14 protein-coding genes and 1 pseudogene are annotated in these 13,190 nt (G+C 67.1%); 6 read left to right on the top strand and 9 right to left on the bottom strand.

Translation table 11 applies throughout. The annotated features are described in order from the left end of the window. The first annotated feature begins 8 nt into the window (after positions 1-8). The 4 genes from J7J50_RS08760 (at position 9) to J7J50_RS08745 (ending at position 2,915) form a co-directional block, all read left to right on the top strand. Positions 9-722 carry a CDP-alcohol phosphatidyltransferase family protein gene (locus tag J7J50_RS08760; RefSeq protein WP_215055707.1) on the top strand — a complete coding sequence of 238 codons (714 nt, stop codon included), beginning with the start codon at positions 9-11 and terminating at the stop codon, positions 720-722. Next, complete coding sequence (locus J7J50_RS08755; protein ID WP_215055706.1) at positions 719-1,351, top strand: lysophospholipid acyltransferase family protein; 633 nt, start codon at positions 719-721, stop codon at positions 1,349-1,351. The genes J7J50_RS08760 and J7J50_RS08755 overlap by 4 nt, the downstream gene beginning before the upstream one ends. Beyond that, positions 1,348-2,307: a phosphatidate cytidylyltransferase gene (locus tag J7J50_RS08750; RefSeq protein WP_215055705.1), complete on the top strand. Its 960-nt coding sequence runs from the start codon at positions 1,348-1,350 to the stop codon at positions 2,305-2,307. Before J7J50_RS08755 ends, J7J50_RS08750 begins: the two co-directional genes overlap by 4 nt. A 170-nt stretch (positions 2,308-2,477) precedes the next feature. Further along, on the top strand, positions 2,478-2,915 hold the full coding sequence (locus tag J7J50_RS08745; RefSeq protein WP_215055704.1) for a tetratricopeptide repeat protein: 438 nt from the start codon (positions 2,478-2,480) through the stop codon (positions 2,913-2,915). 15 nt (positions 2,916-2,930) lie between these two features. Here the strand turns inward: J7J50_RS08745 and J7J50_RS08740 are convergent, their stop codons facing one another. From J7J50_RS08740 to prmA, 4 genes are all read right to left on the bottom strand, one after another. After that, positions 2,931-3,668 carry a hypothetical protein gene (locus J7J50_RS08740; protein WP_215055703.1) on the bottom strand — a complete coding sequence of 246 codons (738 nt, stop codon included), beginning with the start codon at positions 3,666-3,668 and terminating at the stop codon, positions 2,931-2,933. Between the two features lie 141 nt (positions 3,669-3,809). Beyond that, positions 3,810-4,082, bottom strand: coding sequence for a DNA-binding transcriptional regulator Fis (gene fis / locus J7J50_RS08735; protein ID WP_215055702.1), 273 nt, complete (start codon positions 4,080-4,082; stop codon positions 3,810-3,812). A gap of 97 nt (positions 4,083-4,179) precedes the next feature. Continuing rightward, a complete protein-coding gene (locus J7J50_RS08730; protein WP_215055701.1) occupies positions 4,180-5,298 on the bottom strand; it encodes a DUF3426 domain-containing protein in 1,119 nt (372 codons plus the stop codon). A 27-nt stretch (positions 5,299-5,325) separates the two neighbouring features. Beyond that, on the bottom strand, positions 5,326-6,246 hold the full coding sequence (prmA, locus tag J7J50_RS08725) for a 50S ribosomal protein L11 methyltransferase (RefSeq protein ID WP_215055700.1): 921 nt from the start codon (positions 6,244-6,246) through the stop codon (positions 5,326-5,328). A gap of 481 nt (positions 6,247-6,727) precedes the next feature. On the opposite strand from prmA, the gene J7J50_RS08720 reads away from it, so the two are divergent. Further along, positions 6,728-7,750, top strand: a complete 1,023-nt coding sequence (locus tag J7J50_RS08720; RefSeq protein ID WP_251043999.1) for a hypothetical protein — start codon at positions 6,728-6,730, stop codon at positions 7,748-7,750. Beyond that, a pseudogene (locus J7J50_RS08715) lies at positions 7,747-8,088 on the top strand (hypothetical protein); the annotation flags it as partial. The gene J7J50_RS08720 and the pseudogene J7J50_RS08715, both read left to right, overlap by 4 nt. 1,349 nt (positions 8,089-9,437) lie before the next feature. Here J7J50_RS08715 and accC read toward each other — a convergent pair. The 5 genes from accC to J7J50_RS08690 all read right to left on the bottom strand — a co-directional run bounded on the left by accC (position 9,438) and on the right by J7J50_RS08690 (position 13,186). Further along, positions 9,438-10,805 carry an acetyl-CoA carboxylase biotin carboxylase subunit gene (accC, locus tag J7J50_RS08710; protein WP_057941638.1) on the bottom strand — a complete coding sequence of 456 codons (1,368 nt, stop codon included), beginning with the start codon at positions 10,803-10,805 and terminating at the stop codon, positions 9,438-9,440. A gap of 63 nt (positions 10,806-10,868) precedes the next feature. Continuing rightward, entirely contained in the window at positions 10,869-11,252 is a 384-nt protein-coding gene (locus tag J7J50_RS08705) for a four helix bundle protein (RefSeq protein WP_215055699.1), read from the bottom strand. A gap of 32 nt (positions 11,253-11,284) precedes the next feature. Further along, on the bottom strand, positions 11,285-11,764 hold the full coding sequence (gene accB, locus J7J50_RS08700) for an acetyl-CoA carboxylase biotin carboxyl carrier protein (protein WP_215055698.1): 480 nt from the start codon (positions 11,762-11,764) through the stop codon (positions 11,285-11,287). A 64-nt stretch (positions 11,765-11,828) separates the two neighbouring features. Beyond that, the gene (aroQ, locus tag J7J50_RS08695) at positions 11,829-12,269 is read right to left on the bottom strand and encodes a type II 3-dehydroquinate dehydratase (RefSeq protein ID WP_057941641.1); all 441 of its coding nucleotides are present in this window, start codon (positions 12,267-12,269) and stop codon (positions 11,829-11,831) included. A 317-nt stretch (positions 12,270-12,586) separates the two neighbouring features. After that, positions 12,587-13,186: a TlpA disulfide reductase family protein gene (locus tag J7J50_RS08690; RefSeq protein WP_343222460.1), complete on the bottom strand. Its 600-nt coding sequence runs from the start codon at positions 13,184-13,186 to the stop codon at positions 12,587-12,589. Positions 13,187-13,190 lie beyond the last annotated feature (4 nt).

The following is a 13,190-nucleotide window of genomic DNA, read 5'->3' as shown; positions in this document are numbered from 1 at the left end:
GCACGACGATGACGAGCGAACACGGACCTGACGAGCAATCCCGCGACGGCCATGAGGCCTCGCCGCGGCCGCCAGCCGGCGCCACGGCCACGCCGCGCGACGAATGGTTGACGGCGCTGGCCGCGCGGTTGCGCGCGCGCGGCGCCACGCCCAACGGCATTTCGCTGTTCGCCATCGGCCTGTCGGCGCTGGCCGGCGCTTCGTTCTTCTTCGCCTTGCGCGATCCGCCGCATTACGGCGCGGCCTTGCTGCTGTTCGCGGCGCTGTGCCTGGGCGGACGCCTGCTGTGCAACCGGCTCGACGGTTTGCTCGCGCGTCGCGGCGGCATGGTCGGCAAGGCCGGCGAGGTCTACAGCGACGCGCCCGACCGCCTGGCCGATGCGCTGGTGTTTCTCGGCGTCGGCTACGGTCTGGCGGCGTGGTTGCCGTGGGCCTCGGACCTGGGCTGGGCGGCGTCGCTGCTCGCGGTCGGCACTGCCTACGTGCGCGTGCTTGGGCTGGCCTGCGGCCTGCGCGAACACGACGAAGGGCCGATGCCGCGGCGCACGCGCATGATCGCCACCGCGATCGCGGCGCTGCTGTCGGCGGTGGGGCTGGCGCTCGGGCATCAGATCGTGGTCGCGTGGTTGCTGCTGGCCGCGCTGGGCGCGGTGATCGCCGGCGCGGCGTGGACCATCGGCCTGCGTCTGCGCGCGATCGTGCGCGAGCTGGAGGCACGATGATCTCGCAACTGCTGGCCGACGGCTTCAGCGCCGCGATCCGGCTGCTGACCGGCGCGCGCGCGCTGTGGCGCTGCTCGCCTTCGGCCGATCACCGGGTCTATTACGGCAATCACGTCAGTCACGGCGATTTCGTCATGATCTGGTCGGCGTTGCCGCCGTCGCTGCGCCGCGACGTGCGGCCGGTGGCCGGCGCCGATTATTGGCAGCGCGATGTCCTGCGCCGCTATCTGATCCGTGAAGTCTTCAACGGCGTGCTGATCGAACGCGACCCGGCGCAGCGCAAGCAGGACGCGATCGAGACCCTGTGCGAGGCTGTCGATGGCGGCAGTTCGCTGATCCTGTTTCCGGAAGGTACGCGCAATCAGAGCGATGAGCCGCTGCTGCCGTTCAAGAGCGGCCTGTATCACCTGGCGCGCAAACGGCCGGAGCTGGAATTCGTGCCGGTGTGGATCGACAACCTGGCCCGGGTGATGCCCAAGGGCAAACTGCTGCCCTTGCCGCTGCTGTGCACGGCGACCTTCGGCGACACCCTGCGGCTGGAGGCCGACGAAGACAAGCAGGCCTTTTTGCAGCGCGCGCGCAACGCCTTGCTGGCCTTGTCCGAGCACGGCCAGGGGACGGCGGCATGAACCAATGGCTGGGATTCGCCCGCGAGTTGCCGCATTCGGTGCTGTTGTTCTCCGGCGTGGCCGGCGTGCTGCTGATCGCGACGGTGATCGCCGAATGGCTGCGCTGGAAAACCCGCGACCGGCCGAGCGCGGTGATCGCCAATCTGGTCGCGCGCATCCGCGCGTGGTGGGTGATGGCGCTGGTGGTCGGGGTGGCGTTCGTGATCGGCCGCAGCGGCATGATCGTGTTGTTCGCGCTGGTGTCCTTGTTCGCGCTGCGCGAATTCATCACCCTGGCGCCGACCCGGCGCGGCGATTACTACGCGCTGCTGGCGGCGTTCTATCTGGCGCTGCCGTTGCAGTACTGGCTGGTCTATATCGACTGGTACGGGCTGTATACGCTGTTGATTCCGGTGTATGCGTTCTTGCTGCTGCCGATCCTGTCCACGATCGGCGGCGACACCACCCGCTATCTGGAGCGCACCGCCAAGGTCCAGTGGGGCCTGATGATCTGCGTGTTCTGCATTTCCCATGTGCCGGCGCTGATCAACCTGAATATTCCCGGTTATGAAGGGCGCAATCTGCTGTTGATCGCGTTCCTGGTGATCGTGGTGCAATCCTCCGACGTGCTGCAGTACGTATGGGGCAAGCTGTGCGGCAAGCGCCTGATCGCGCCGAAACTGTCGCCGTCGAAAACGCTTGAAGGCTTCATCGGCGGCGTCGCCTCGGCGACCGCGCTCGGCGCGGCCTTGTGGTGGATCACCCCGTTCAATCCCTGGCAGGCCGCGGCGCTGGCGCTGGTGATCAACCTGATGGGCTTCTACGGCGGCCTGGTGATGTCGGCGATCAAGCGCGACCGCGGCATCAAGGATTGGGGGCATATGATCGAAGGCCATGGCGGCGTGCTCGATCGATTGGATTCGGTGTGTTTCGCTGCGCCCGTGTTTTTTCATTTGATACGGTATTGGTGGGTGTAGCCCGACGCTTTGCGCGCACTGCGCGCAGTCGGGCTACACGCCCGGCCATGGATGGCCGGGCCGGGCGATCCGAAGCCCGCGCAAGTCTCACCATGGACGGCAGCGAGTAACGCAAGAAGCGCCGTACGCGCGCACTGCGGAGCAACCCACACGATTCAAGAATGAGTCCAATGAATTCCCAGTCGCTACAAATGGACGACACCGTCTACAACCACCTCAACCGCCTGTGCGAAGCCGGCAACCAACTGACCGAGCAAGGCCGTTTCGACGCCGCGGTGACCCAGTTCAACGACGCCTGGGAACTCGTGCCGGAGCCGAAGAAAGACTGGGAAGCCTCGACCTGGATACTGACCGCGATCGGCGATTGCTATTTCCACCTGCGCGATCTCAAGTCGGCGCGCTCGGTGCTGGAATACGCGATGCAATGCCCCGGCGGCGTGGGCAATCCCTTCATCCACCTGCGCCTGGGTCAGGTGTTGCTGGACACCGGCGAAGCCGATGCGGCCGCCGATCAACTCATGCGCGCCTACATGGGCGCCGGCGCCGAGCTGTTCGCGACGGAAGACCCCGAATACCTGCGCTTTCTCGGCACCCGCGCGCAACTCTAGGCATCCGGCGCGAACTCAGGTCCAGTCGAAAGTCAGCAGCGCCCGCTGTTCGACCGGCTCGTAGAACAGCACGATCAGATCCGCGCCGGTCTTGCGGTAATTCCAGCCCGGCACCGAGGCCACGTGTTCGAAGCGGCGGCCGCTGGGACTGAGCGGCCACACCGCTTGTTCCACGCCTTCGGCTTCGCCGTATTCGAGCGGGAATTCGACCGTTTCTTCCCAGTTGTAGCCGGCATCGGCGAAGCCGCCGAGTCGCTCGACCAAGTCCAGTGCGGTGGTGTCGTCCGAGGGCGCGTTGCCGAACCGGTTGAGCCGCACAAGACGGCCGTGTTCGCGGTAATAATCGCGCGACACGCGGTAGGCCCGCTCTTCGGCGAGGTAATGCTTTTCCAGTTCGGCGCGATCCGCGCGCAGTTGCGGCGGCGTTTCTTCCAGGCTGCGTTCGAGCAGGAAATAGCGCGCGTCGCCGAGCAGGCGGTAACGGCCGTCCTCGATCGCGAAACCGATCCAGTTGCTGCGCAGCAATTCGCCGTGGAATTCGTCTTCGGTGTATTGGCCGACCAGCCCGTCGCAGGGCTCCAGCGGGCTGAGCAGATGCAGCCAGCCCGACCATTGCGGACGCACCGCGCTCAGGTCGATCGACACCAGCGGATGCAGATGGCGGTGCAGCGATTCCTGACCGGGCGCGAACACGCTGTCGGCGTCCGGAAACGGCCGCAGGATGAAACCGGGTCGGGTGAAGTCGTCCTGCATGTCGCGTGCCGGCCGGAGGGACCGGCGGATCATCGCATGGACATGATGACGCGCAGTCGGCGGCGCGATCAGTGCGCGGCGGTGGATTGCGGGATGAATCGTCGCGGCGGGGGCCTGCGCGGCCGCCGTGCGATGCGGCGGTTATTCCAGGCCGTATTCGCGCAGCTTCTTGCGCAGGGTCGCGCGATGGATGCCGAGCATCGAGGCGGCGCGGCTCTGGTTGCCGTCGCAGTGCAGCAGCACTTCGGCGAACAGCGGAATTTCCAGCTCGCGCAGCGCGATTTCGTACAGGTTCTCGGTGCCGCTGCCGTTGAGGTCGCCCAGGTAACGACGGATCGAAGTCGCGACGTGATCGCGCAACGGAACGCGAGGTCCGGAGCGGGCGGCTTCGTTGCGGTCGTTGAGTGCGTTCAAGTGCTTCCCCGTAGCAGGTTCTGTCCGCCGGTTGCGCCGACGGGAGGGGGAGTCTAGCGCGCTGGAGTCGCTATAAACAACGCGACGGTTCGATATTTCAACGGAAATCGAAAGTGAACGCGACTACGTGCGGCGCCGGTTCGCGCACGTCGAACTGCACCGCGGCGCTTTGCCCCGGTGCGATCAGTTCCTGCGGCCGAAAACCCTTGCGGTAGTCCCTGGGAGAGAACGCGCGCTGGCCGACCCGGCGGCCATCCACGTCCTCCAGACTCAGCACCAGGGTCGGCCAGGGCTGGGGCCAGCGCGCATCGTTGCGGAATCCGGCGGAAACGCGCAGCACGCCCGCGCGGTCGGCGACCGGCAGCACGTTGCGATTGAGCATCGTCAGCGCGGCCGGTTCGCGCCACGGCGGAATCTCGCACGGCAGCACGCCGCACAGCGTCGCCACCAGCGGCCGCCAGCGCGCGTCGGCGGCGAGTTCGTCGCGCTGCGCGAGCAGCAATTGCAACGACAAGATCAGCGTGAGCGCGACCGCGAGCAGCGGCCCGCTCCAGTGCATGCGCGGCGCGGCGGCGCGCGCGCGCGCCTGCTGGCGGGCGAAGCTCGGCGCGCGCCGGCCACTGGATACGGCGGTCTCGGGTTTGCCGTTGCGCGCGGCGCCGCGCTTGGCCGGCCGCGCCGGCGCGGGCGCTGCTTCGGTGAGCGGCGGCAGCGGCGCGGATGGAATTTGTGCGGATGCGACGGGCGGCTCGGTCGACGCGGACGGATCGGATGACGATGAGTCCGCCGGTGCGTCGGCATGCGCTGCCGCGGGCGTGGATTCGTCGCCGGCCTGATGGGCGTCGTCGTCGCCGACATCGGCGATGACGATTTCGCGCTCGGCGCTCGCGTCCGCGCCGGCGCTTGCGGCCGGCGTGTCAAGCGGCGGCTTGGGCGCGCGCTGCGTCGTCGCCACGGTGCCGGGCCGGCGCAACTCGCCGGGCTCGATGGCGTGCGCGGCCGTTGGGGCGACCGGCGTTGCGGCCGGCGGGTCCGGCGGGTCCGGCGTCGCGCCGGGTTCAACCTCGGCGCTGAGCGGCGTCGCCGCGGCCGCATCGCCCGCATCCGCGGGTTCGCTTTGCAGCGCGCCGTTGCAACGCGGACAGGTCCGCGGCGGACCGTCCTTGGCGACGATCAGCGCGACCAGATATCCGCAGTGAGGGCAGGCGACGAACATTCGCGTTATTCAACCATGTCGCCGCGCTCAGCGACGACGGATGCCTGTGACGCGGATCCAGTCTTCGAGACGGTCGGCGCGCAGCTCGTCGAAGTCGGCGGCGTAGCGCGCCAGCACCTCGTCCTCTTGTCCGGCCAGGATGCCCGACAAGGCGATGCGTCCGCCCGGCGCGACGCGCGCGGCCAGGGTGTCGGCCAGCGCGATCAGCGCCGAGGCGAGGATGTTCGCGACCACCACCGGATAGGTCGCCGCCGGTTCGTCCTGCGGCAGATGCACCTCGATGCGCGCGTCCACGCCGTTGCGCTCGGCGTTGTCGTGGGTGGCGATCAGCGCCTGCGGGTCGTTATCCACGCCGACCGCGTGCGCGGCGCCGAGCTTGAGCGCGGCCAGGGCGAGGATGCCCGAGCCGCAGCCGAAGTCGAGCACGCGGCGGCCGTCGAGCTGGCCTTCGTCCGCCAGGGTGTCCAGCCAGGCCAGGCACAGCGAGGTGGTCGGGTGGGTGCCCGAGCCGAACGCCAGCCCCGGGTCCAGCCGCACCACCGCCGCTTCGGGCGTGTCGGCCTGCGCGGGCAGTTCGTGATTCCACGGCACGATCCAGGTGCGGCGGCCGAACTGCAGCGGCTCGTATTGGTCCATCCACGCGCGTTCCCAGTCCTGGTCTTCGACCTGGCGAAAGCGCACCTGGGTCCAGTCCAGGCCGGGGTCGAAGGATTCCAGCGCCGCCAACACGATCAGCGCGTCGGTCTCGTGCGGGAACAAGGCGCTCAGGACGATGGACTGCCACAGCGGGGTTTCGCCCACGCCCGGCTCGAGGATCGCGTGCTCGTCGCTGGTGTCGGCATCGGCGTCGAGCATGGTCACGGCGAGCGCGCCGACATCGTCCAGCGCGGCTTCGAAACGCGGTTGTTCGGCTTCGCTGCAGCGCAGGGTGAGTTCGAGAAAGGGCATGAGGCGCGGTGGGTGATCGAAAGCGGCGGCCATTATTGACCCGTTTGGCCGCGATCAGATAGCGCGCGGCGGGCTCGCGTGTCGTGGGCGGCGGGGTCTTGCGGGTGGAAGCGGCCGCTGCGGCGGGCTTGGCGGCCGCGTCGTGGGCTGCCTGGGCTGAACAGGGCCCCGGCAGATCCCGGCCGCGTAACGCGCCAGGCAAGCGTGCGCGGGCGCTTAGGCCGGATTCCATGCGGCGCCTGGTCCGCGCCCTGTATCGGCTGCGCCGACCTGTTCAGGCCGGGCATGCCCGCATCGTGATGTCTGGCACATTTTATATGGACGCGGACATCTGTCGGGAGCTTGACTTATCATCGGTGCCTCAACGATGAGCCGATGTGCCTCTCCAGCCCGCGTGGCCGGTCCGGTACGGCGGCCATCACGTCCGTGCCGGCCCCGCGCCGCCGCCGTCCGCCCGCCAGGATCCCGAGTCACGCACTTGATGTCCGATGCCTACACGACCGGCTACCTGCAGACTCCGCATGAAAGACCGGCGGTCGCGCGCGTGAGCGGGCGTTCGCTGGCCGCGTTCGTGGGCCTGACCCTGCTGGCCGGCGCTTTCGTCTATGCCGGCCGCGGCGGCGTGCCGGACGACACCGCTGTGGCAGCGCCGGAGATCGGCCAGTCGCCGCAGGCGCGGCCCCAGCCGTCGGCGCGGCAGGGCGACCTGGGCCGCGACGACACGATCCGCGCTCCCGCGCCGCGCAGCAAAGCGCACCTGCCGGCGCAATCGCCGCTGCGTCAGCAGTTCGAACAGGCGCCGGACCTGTACGCCTATGCGCAGACGCTGCGCACGCGCGCCGACGCCGGCGAGCCGGAGGCGATCTGGCTGCTGACGCGCGTGTACGACTACTGCGCGAACTATTCCAACGCGCCGGTCGATTACAGCAACGACACCCGCACGATCGATGCGATGAAGATGCGCAGCTCCGCCGCGATGGCGGCCGCGCGCGCGCGCGTAAGCCAGCGCTGCGCGCGCTTCGCGCCCGAGGACAACCTCAGCTACTCGATGATCGTGGTCAAGCGCACCGAAGCGGCCAAGGCCGGCAGCCTGCCCGCCGAAGCCTCGCTGCTGGCCGCCGGCAAGCCCTTGGAGGAGACCGAGGAATACCGACAGAACCTGGTCGATCGCGTGGTGCGCTCCAAGGACGCGGAGGCGTATTCCGCGCTGGCGCCGGGCATGGGCATCGCCTCCAACGGGCGCAGCGCCGGATTCGGATACAACCGCGTCGCCGGCACCCAGTTCGCCGAACTGGCCTGGCAGCTCGCGGCATGCAAATTGGGCCAGGACTGCGGTCCCAAGGGCTCGTTGATGACCTCCTACTGCGCCAACGGCGGCATTTGCTCGCAAGACCCGCAGCAGGATTTCGCAAGTTTCGTTTACGACGCGGCGATCCCGCGTCAGGGGGCGGACGTGGTGCAGGAAATGGTCGATTCGCTGACTGGCGAAGAGAGGACGAAATGAAACGCGAGCACGTGATAAGCACGGCCAAGGTCGGGTTCTGGGCGCTGTTGTTGAGCGCCTACTCGGTCGGCGCCGCGGGCGTAATGATCGATGTGTTCGGCGAGGACTATCGCGACCTGTCGCAGGTGGCGGTGACCTCGGTGGACTCCAAGGCCGAACAGCGCTCGCTCAGCGCGGCGCAGATCGCGGCGGTCTACCGCGCGCAGAGCGGCGCGCCGTTCTCGTCGCTGCCGCCGGGCAGCACCTTCAAGGTGGTGTGGCCCGACGGCTCCAGCGAGTACGTGATGGTCGTCAGCCCCTCGTCCACCGGCGGCGTGCAGCCGATTCCGGGCACCCAGGTGGCGGCGGGCAAGAGCGGCAAGCGCTCGAACCAGCCGCGCAACGTGCCCGGCGCATCGGACCTGACCGAGACCGACGTACAGGAAATGGCGACCTGGCTGGAAGCGGCGAATTGATCCTTGCCGGTTCTGTCGCCGATGCATGCGCGCCGCTTGCGCGCGGCGGGCGGCTGTCGCGGGTGGGTGCCATGGCCGGGGCGCAAGGCTCCGGGCCGCGCGGTCGCGTCTGATCCGATCGCGGTAAGCCGTGGCGGGATGCCGGTTGTCCGCATCCGCTGCAAAAGCACGAAATCTTTTGTAGGAGGGCCTTCAGGCCCGATGCTTTTGTTTCCGCTCGCACCGAAGCTTCCCGGCTTTTGAACGAAAGGCATCGGGCCTGAAGGGCCCTCCCACAAGAAACCTCGTCGTTGCGAATGAGTCCGCGGATTCGCGAAGTCTTTTGTAGGAGGGCCTTCAGGCCCGATGCTTTTGTTTCCGCTCGCATCGAAGCTTCCCGGCTTTTGAACGAAAGGCATCGGGCCTGAAGGGCCCTCCCACAAGAAACCTCGTCGTTGCGAATGAGTCCGCGGATTCGCGAAGTCTTTTGTGGGAGGGCCTTCAGGCCCGATGCTTTTGTTTCCGGTCGCATCGAAGCTTCCCGGCTTTTGAACGAAAGGCATCGGGCCTGAAGGGCCCTCCCACAAGAAACCTCGTCGTTGCGAATGAGTCCGCGGATTCGCGAAGTCTTTTGTAGGAGGGCCTTCAGGCCCGATGCTTTTGTTTCAGATCGCACTGAAGCTTCCTGGCCTTTGATCGAGAGGCATCGGGCCTGAAGGGCCCTCCCACAAGAAACCTCGTCGTTGCGAATGAGTCCGCGATTCGCGAAGTCTTTTGTAGGAGGGCCTTCAGGCCCGATGCTTTTGTTTCCGCTCGCACCGAAGCTTCCCGGCTTTTGAACGAAAGGCATCGGGCCTGAAGGGCCCTCCCACAAGAAACCTCGTCGTTGCGAATGAGTCCGCGGATTCGCGAAGTCTTTTGTAGGAGGGCCTTCAGGCCCGATGCTTTTGTTTCCGCTCGCATCGAAGCTTCCCGGCTTTTGAACGAAAGGCATCGGGCCTGAAGGGCCCTCCCACAAGAAACCTCGTCGTTGCGAATGAGTCCGCGGATTCGCGAAGTCTTTTGTGGGAGGGCCTTCAGGCCCGATGCTTTTGTTTCCGCTCGCATCGAAGCTTCCTGGCCTTTGAACGAAAGGCATCGGGCCTGAAGGGCCCTCCCACAAAAACAAAAAGCCCCTTCTCGCGAAGGGGCTTTCGTCACCGCTCAGGAAGCTCCGCGACCCCATCGCAAAACCGCGCGACGGGCCCGCCGGATCAGACGATCGAAATCGTCTTCTCCTTCTGCTCCTTGAGCCGCTTTTCCAGGTAATGGATGTTCATCCCGCCCTGCTGGAAACCGGCATCGGACAAGATGCGCTGCTGCAGCGGGATGTTGGTCTTGATGCCGTCCACCACCATCTCGCTGAGCGCCACGCGCATGCGCGCGATCGCGGTGTCGCGGTCGGGGCCGTGCACGATCAGCTTGCCGATCATCGAGTCGTAATTCGGCGGCACGCGATAGCCTTCGTAGATATGGCTGTCGACGCGCACGCCCGGGCCGCCGGGCGCGTGGAAATGATTGATCGGGCCCGGGCAGGGCATGAAGGTTTCCGGGTCTTCGGCGTTGATGCGGCACTCGATGGCGTGGCCATCGAGCACGATGTCGCTTTGCTTGATCGACAGCTTGCGGCCGGCGGCGATCATCAACTGTTCGCGCACCAGATCGATGCCGGTCACCAGTTCGGTCACCGGATGCTCCACCTGGATGCGGGTGTTCATCTCGATGAAGTAGAACCGTCCGTCCTCGTACAGGAACTCGAACGTGCCCGCGCCGCGATAACCGATGCGGATGCAGGCTTCCACGCAGACCCGGCCGATCTCGGCGCGCTGCTCGGGCGTGATGCCCGGCGCCGGCGCTTCCTCGACGACCTTCTGGTGACGACGCTGCATCGAGCAATCGCGTTCGCCCAGATGGATGGCGTTGCCCTGGCCGTCGGCGAGCACCTGGATTTCCACGTGACGCGGGTTTTCCAGGAATTTCTCCATGTACACCATGTCGTTGCCGAACGCGGCCTTGGCTTCGGACTTGGTGGTCTGGATCGCGGCGTTGAGATGCGCTTCGGTGTGCACCACGCGCATGCCGCGACCGCCGCCGCCGCCGGCGGCCTTGACGATGATCGGGTAGCCGATTTCGCGCGCGATCTTGATGTTCGCGGCGTTGTCGTCGCCGAGCGGACCGCCGCTGCCGGGCACGCAGGGCACGCCGGCTTCCTTCATCGCGCGGATCGCCTCGACCTTGTCGCCCATCAGGCGGATGGTCTCGGCGCGCGGGCCGATGAAGATGAAGCCCGATTGCTCCACGCGCTCGGCGAAGTCGGCGTTCTCGCTGAGAAAGCCGTAGCCTGGATGGATCGCCTGGGCGTCGGTGACCTCGGCCGCGGCGATGATCGAGGCCATGTTGAGGTAGCTCTCGGACGACGGCGCCGGGCCGATGCAGACCGACTCGTCGGCCATGGCCACGTGCTTGAGATTGCGGTCCACGGTGGAATGCACCGCGACCGTGCGGATGCCCAGCGCGTGGCACGCGCGCAGGATGCGCAGCGCGATTTCGCCGCGATTGGCGATGACGACTTTATCGAGCATTTGGGTGCCAAGTTCGGGAATGGGGAATGGGGAATCGGGAATCGTAAAAGCGCATACGGTTTTTCATGACGATGCCTCGCGCTTGCTGAGTACGTTCATCAAGCCGGTGAGCTTCGCGAATACTCGATCGATCAATTCGTTGAGCGGCGGCGATGGTTCGGCGAATCCAAGGCGCACGGCGATCTGCTGCTGCGTATCCAATTCCGAAAGCGAGCCTCGGGCGATCGAAAGGAAACGCAGATATTCCTTTGTAGAGCGCCGTGCCGCGCCTTCCGCCACGTTCGACGGAACGCTGATCGCCGCCCTGCGCAGTTGTGAGGTCAGGCCGAACCGCTCGCTGTCGGGAAATCGGGCCGAGAATCGGTAAATCGTCTCCACGAGATCCATGGCGTCGCGCCAGACCTCCAGGCCCTCGTGGGGCCGCTTCGACGATTCCCGATTCCCCATTCCCCATTCCCTATTCCCGTCGCGATCGGCGATCAGCCGATCACGAACAACGGCTGATCGAACTCGATCGGCTGGCCGCTTTCGGCCATGACCTTGAGCACCGTGCCGGATACGTCGGCTTCGATCGGGTTGAACATCTTCATCGCTTCGATGATGCCCAGCGTGTCGCCGGCCTTGACCGCCTGGCCGACGGCGACGAAGGACGGCTTGTCCGGCGCCGGCGAGGTGTAGAAGGTGCCGACCATCGGCGCGCGCACGACGTGGCCGTCGGGCAGGTCGCTGATGGGCTTGGCGCTGCCGCCGGTGGCCGCTTCGGTCGGCGACTGCATCGGCATCGGCTGCGACGCGCGCGGTTGCTCGGGCTGCGGCGCGTACATCGGCTGCGCCATCGCGTAGCCGCCCTTGGGCGTGCGGGCCAGGCGGACGGATTCCTCGCCTTCCTTGATCTCGATCTCGGCGAGGTTGGATTCCTCGAGCAGGTCGATCAGTTTCTTGATTTTGCGCAGGTCCATGAAGCGGGCCTCTGGTTTGGATCTTGGGTGCGGGCCGCGCGAGGCGGTCCGGGCGAATGGGGGATCAGGGTGCCAGCCGCTTGATTGCGGCTTCGAGTGCGTAGCGGTAACTATCGGCGCCGAAGCCGCAGACCACGCCGAGGGCCAGGTCGCTGAAGTAGCTGTGGCGGCGGAAGTCTTCGCGGGTATGCGGGTTGGACAGGTGGATCTCGATGAAGGGGATCGCCACCGCCGCCAGGGCGTCGCGGATGGCCACGCTGGTGTGGGTGAAGGCGGCCGGGTTGATCAGGATCAGGGCGGTGCCGTCGCCGCGCGCGGCCTGGATGCGGTCCACCAGGACGTGCTCGGCGTTGGACTGCAGGCTCTCCAGGGCGTGCCCGGCGGCCTGCGCGCGTTCGCCCAGGCCAGCGTCGATCTGCGCCAGGGTGGTGCGGCCGTAGACCTCGGGCTCGCGCGTGCCGAGCAGATTGAGGTTGGGGCCGTGCAGGACCAGGAGCTTGGCCATCGGGACCGGGCGGTTGCCTTCAAAGGGCGGCAGTTTGCGTGATGGCCGCTCAGCTGTCCAGGAGTTGCCCGCCAAATCGGCGAAGTTGCCGCGATTTAAGCGGTTGTTTGAGTGGTGGCTCTAAATGCCGGCAGGATCGGCGCGACAGGTGAATTTTCGGTGCCCGTTCGCCACCGTTGGCGGCATGCCGCCGCGTAACTGCGAAATTCCACCGAACTCCATTCGAACACGACCGGGGGGCGGCGGGCGGGCCTGGGGCTCGTTCATGTTGCGGCCGCGGTCGCAGATCGGTGCGCGGGCCCTGTCGCGCCGAGGGATCAGTTCGCCCAGCCTTCGATCTCGCCGTCCTCGAACGGCCCGATCCGCTGTTTGACCAGCTTGCCGTCGGCGCCGATCAGCACGCTGTAGGGCAGCACGCCCTTGAGGTTGCCCAACTGCACGCCGGCATCGCGCGGGCCCGGGGTGTCGAGCAGGATCGGGTAGCCGACCGGCACGCGTTGCAGGAACGCGGCGACGTCGGCGGCGTTGTCCAGGGCGATGCCGACCACTTGCGTGCCGTCCGCGCCCTGGCCCTTGGCGTAGCGGCTGAGCTCGGGCATTTCCTTGATGCACGGCCCGCACCAGCTGGCCCAGATGTTGATCAGGATCGGGCGCCCGGCATAGGCCTGCGGCAACTGCACCGGCTGCCTGTCCAGGCCCTGCAATCGCAGCGGCGGCATCGCCGCGCCGCGCGCGGCCACGGCGAGATCGGCCGGCGGCTTGGGCGAGTCGCGCTCCATGCGTTCCTGCATTACGCGCTGGCCCAGGTCGGTGCGCATCAGCCAGCCGTTGCCGCTGACCCACTGCCCGGCGAACACGCCCAGCGCGCCCGCGGCGGCGGCGATCAGCACGATCTTCAGCGCGGAGGGAATGGCCACCGCG

Source organism: Lysobacter sp. ISL-50 (genome assembly GCF_018612875.1).
In the GTDB taxonomy this organism is placed as follows: Bacteria; Pseudomonadota; Gammaproteobacteria; order Xanthomonadales; family Xanthomonadaceae; genus Lysobacter.
Note: the sequence above shows the minus strand (reverse complement) of the source record. Positions and strands in the feature narration are given on the sequence as shown.

Excerpts from the sequence above, each read along its gene's own strand:
- J7J50_RS08705 (WP_215055699.1), bottom strand. The coding sequence starts at position 11,252 with ATGGGGAATCGGGAATCGTCGAAGCGGCCCCACGAGGGCCTGGAGGTC.
- J7J50_RS08740 (WP_215055703.1), bottom strand. The coding sequence starts at position 3,668 with ATGCAGGACGACTTCACCCGACCCGGTTTCATCCTGCGGCCGTTTCCG.
- J7J50_RS08720 (WP_251043999.1), top strand. The coding sequence starts at position 6,728 with ATGTCCGATGCCTACACGACCGGCTACCTGCAGACTCCGCATGAAAGA.
- J7J50_RS08745 (WP_215055704.1), top strand. The coding sequence starts at position 2,478 with ATGAATTCCCAGTCGCTACAAATGGACGACACCGTCTACAACCACCTC.
- J7J50_RS08760 (WP_215055707.1), top strand. The coding sequence starts at position 9 with ATGACGAGCGAACACGGACCTGACGAGCAATCCCGCGACGGCCATGAG.
- prmA (WP_215055700.1), bottom strand. The coding sequence starts at position 6,246 with ATGCCCTTTCTCGAACTCACCCTGCGCTGCAGCGAAGCCGAACAACCG.
- accC (WP_057941638.1), bottom strand. The coding sequence starts at position 10,805 with ATGCTCGATAAAGTCGTCATCGCCAATCGCGGCGAAATCGCGCTGCGC.
- J7J50_RS08730 (WP_215055701.1), bottom strand. The coding sequence starts at position 5,298 with ATGTTCGTCGCCTGCCCTCACTGCGGATATCTGGTCGCGCTGATCGTC.
- aroQ (WP_057941641.1), bottom strand. The coding sequence starts at position 12,269 with ATGGCCAAGCTCCTGGTCCTGCACGGCCCCAACCTCAATCTGCTCGGC.
- J7J50_RS08750 (WP_215055705.1), top strand. The coding sequence starts at position 1,348 with ATGAACCAATGGCTGGGATTCGCCCGCGAGTTGCCGCATTCGGTGCTG.
- accB (WP_215055698.1), bottom strand. The coding sequence starts at position 11,764 with ATGGACCTGCGCAAAATCAAGAAACTGATCGACCTGCTCGAGGAATCC.
- J7J50_RS08755 (WP_215055706.1), top strand. The coding sequence starts at position 719 with ATGATCTCGCAACTGCTGGCCGACGGCTTCAGCGCCGCGATCCGGCTG.